1 protein-coding gene is annotated in these 3,533 nt (G+C 56.0%); it reads right to left on the bottom strand.

All coding sequences use genetic code 11. The features are described 5' to 3' along the window. Window positions 1-3,533, bottom strand: a 3,533-nt coding sequence (locus PAT3040_RS37490; protein WP_181376873.1) for an Ig-like domain-containing protein, incomplete at both ends; no start/stop codon positions are given.

Raw genomic sequence — 3,533 nt, 5'->3', positions numbered from 1 at the left:
CCGGCTGCCGACGGCAAGCGCGGATTGCGGCGCTTCGGCCGTGACGGCAACGGCGCGTTCCGGGCGAACGGCAACCGTCATCGTCGCCTTTACTCCCGGTTGATCGCTGCGTTCGGCGTCGATTACGGCCGTGCCGTTGCCGATTGCCGTGATGCGTCCGCTTTGATCGACCATCGCCACGGTCTCATCGGAAGAGCTCCATCGCACAGCGGCGCCGATGTCTCCGCCCTCCAGCGTTGCGGCCGCTTGCGCCGACCCGCCTGTTGTCAATTCGACCAGCTTCTTGTCAAGCTTAATGGCATAACTTTCCGACTGCCCATGCTGCAAGGAAATGCCCTTTACATCGACGGAAGCGCCCTCCGCTCCGTTTGCCATCACATACAGCGTCGTCCGCTGCAAGCCCGTTTTGTCGAACGAAACGTCGTATTGGCGCAGCATAGTCGCTGCGTCTACCTCCGTAACCCCGGTTGTTGTGCGGTCCGCCACCAAATATTTTGGATGTTCGTCGCCTTCGAACTTCAATTGCAGCGTCCATCTGGCCGTTGTTTGCGCCACATTGATCGCAAGCCGAATCGGCTTGTCGAAGTCGAGCAGGAACGGAGTCGACCGGACCGTGCCATAGTCGCCGTCGGGATGATTTTCCGTCACGCGCGCCGCTGCGTTAATATAGCCGATCTTCCCTGGCGCAGAAGAAGATTCGAACGTCTCGATTGTCGCTTTGTCCGCCGCATAAGCCGTCGTTTCGTCCTCATAAACAACCTCAAGCGAATCGACGATAAAATAAGCGCCTTTTTTGTCGGTAGCCCACAACTCCAGCCTTGCTTCGCCGGAGCCGGTCGGCGCCTGATTTTGATAGTCCAGAATGCCCTGTGGCAGATTGATTGTTTGTATGCCGGTAGCCGTTCGGTTCGCGTAGATATAGTAGGAAGAGCCGCCAAACAGCAGCTTGAGCGTATACGTGTTTCCTTCGCCTACTTCCGCAATATCGATCGCCAGAGTTGGATTTTTCGCAAAATCAAGCGTAAACGCGCCGGACTGAACGCCCCCGTAGCCCTCGTTGTCGGTTCGGTTCTCCATAATCGCTTTTTTGCCGATCAGCGTTGCCGTGCCGGGTGATTCGCCCGACGCAAAGCTTGCGATATCCATCGCATCGAAGACAACATCTGCGGCCACGGCCGGCGGATCATCATAGAACAGCTTGAGCGACTTCAGTCCAAATGAAGCTCCTTCCTTGCCGTTCGCCATCAGATAGACGCGGAGCGACGTCAGACCCGTTCGTTCCCGGTCGCCGAACGAAGCAAGCGCGCTTTTTAGATCGATCAGTTTTTTGCCGGCATTCATTCCGTTCGACAGCACATATTTGCCCCATTGCTCATCCTCGAACTTGATCTGAACGGTATAATAGGGGTCGGGCTGATTCGTATCCAGCTCCAGATACGGCCGGCGGGAGAAATCGACTTCGATCGTTTCGGATTGCACCGCGCCCCAGTCGCCATCCTCATTCGTTTCCGTAATAAGCGTGTAACCGCCGCTATCCGTTACCGCTGCCGGCATCGCCGCTACCGGCGTATACTGCAGCGCATCGGTCGCAGACGCCTCATAGATGACGTTCGCTTCATCGGGACGGCTGATCTCCAGCTTGATATTGGCCGTGTCGCTTAGCCCGCTCGCTTTTACCGTTACGGCTACATCCGAAATTCCGTTGGCCATCCGGGTCGTATCCAGCGTATAGTCGGCCACAAACGGGCCGGCATATAGCAGGGTATCGCCTGCGGCAATTTCCATCTCGGCGTTGTCGCTGCCTGTCAGCTCCAGCTGCAGCTCAACCGCATCCGCCGTTATATGCTGGCGTTGAACGGACGGCGACAAAATGCTGACCCCGATCGCGTCCTTGGCGATCGTCCGCGCTCCGACCATCCAGCTTGCGCCGACATGACGGATATCCGCCTCGGCGGGCAGCACAATGACGTTCAACGACGACAGCGCCGGAATCGTCAAATTGTAATCGCCCGATACATGGGCGGCAATCGTGGTTTTGGAAGCGGCATCAAACAGCTTGGACTGACCGTCCAGTTCGACTGTCACGCTTCTCGCCTCCGGGTACGGATTATAATACAAATATTGCGGGAAACTGCCTGGCTCGCGATAATAATCGGTTGCATTTAGATCGAGACGCAAAATGCGCTCGACGCTGGTCGGATCAATAATCGCCGCAAACACGCCAATCAGCGACGAACCGTATATGCCATAGTTGGTCTGTCCCCAGCCATTGCTGACCGGATCTCCCGTAGCGAACGGCGAAACGTCGTTTACCGTGCGCCGAACGCCCTCGTAGCCAATAACGCCGTCCGGATCATGCTGAAACGCCCCCCCATGCGACTGATTGGCAGCCGGCAGTTCGTTCGGATACATAAGCCGCACGCTATTGGAAGCGCTCAGAAACCATTTGCCGACAGCGTCGGAATAACGGGGATCGTATTTGGCAAGCGGCGCAAGCGCCGAGCCTAGATGATAGGTATTCATAAGGAAACCGAATCCGCCGCCGTCGCTTCCCGCGCCGACAAGACCATCGGCCTGATATCCGCCCCATTCGCCTTCCATGACGCCCCAAGCGGTGCGGACATCGCTGTCCCCATCGAACAGCCAGTTGATCATTTTATCGATATTATAATTTTGGCCAAATCGGAAGTTCATGACGGCCGCCATCAACGGACTGTAATCCTGGGTTACCTCATAGTTGGGATTGATACCGCTTGCATTTAGCTCATCCATAACCAACGTCATGGCGTCCAAATACTTCTGCTGGCCTGTCGCCTCATAAGCCGAATAGAAGATATACGCCAGCGCCCCGCCAGGCGGTTCCGTCCACCTTCCATTGCGGACCGGCTCACCCGTCTTCATATTATAGGATGTGAAGTCGAACGTCAGCTTGCCGCTGCTGTTTTTGAAATTCGGCAGTGCATCGAGCCATTTCTCCGCTCCTTGCACAATGATGTTGCGCATCGAAGGGATATCCTGCCCGTATTGGCGCTTGGCCGTCTCGTAAATCTGTATGTACAGCAACTGCGGATACAGCTCATACCAGAAGCTTTGGCCGGTTGACGTATTCGTTCGGTTCAACACCATATTTTCGCCGTTTGCGGTATTGTGAAAGCCGTTTGCCATTTCCGCCAAATTGTAGCCGTACTGGTCGGTCTTGTCGATACCCGCGAGCATGCCGGACAGCAGCGGGGCCAGCGTCGAAATCGCCTCTTGCGCTCCCGGCGACATCGTATTTTCTCCCGAGCCGTTTACATGGCCGATGTATGAGGGGAAACCGAACATTCGGCCGTACCCGTTGCGGTTGGTGTCATCCCAGTAGCCAATCGGCATGTAGGATTCCGTCTGATCGACAGGCACGTATTCCGGATTTGCTGCAAAAGCGAACAACAAATCGTCCAACCTTTGCGCCATCCCGTCAAAATCCATATACCGGTAATTGCTGGCCCAATCGGTCATTCGATCCACTTTGCGCACCGATTTGGCGGCGACAG

This window comes from Paenibacillus agaridevorans (genome assembly GCF_003112455.1).
Lineage (GTDB): Bacteria > Bacillota > Bacilli > Paenibacillales > Paenibacillaceae > Pristimantibacillus > Pristimantibacillus agaridevorans.
Note: the sequence above shows the minus strand (reverse complement) of the source record. Positions and strands in the feature narration are given on the sequence as shown.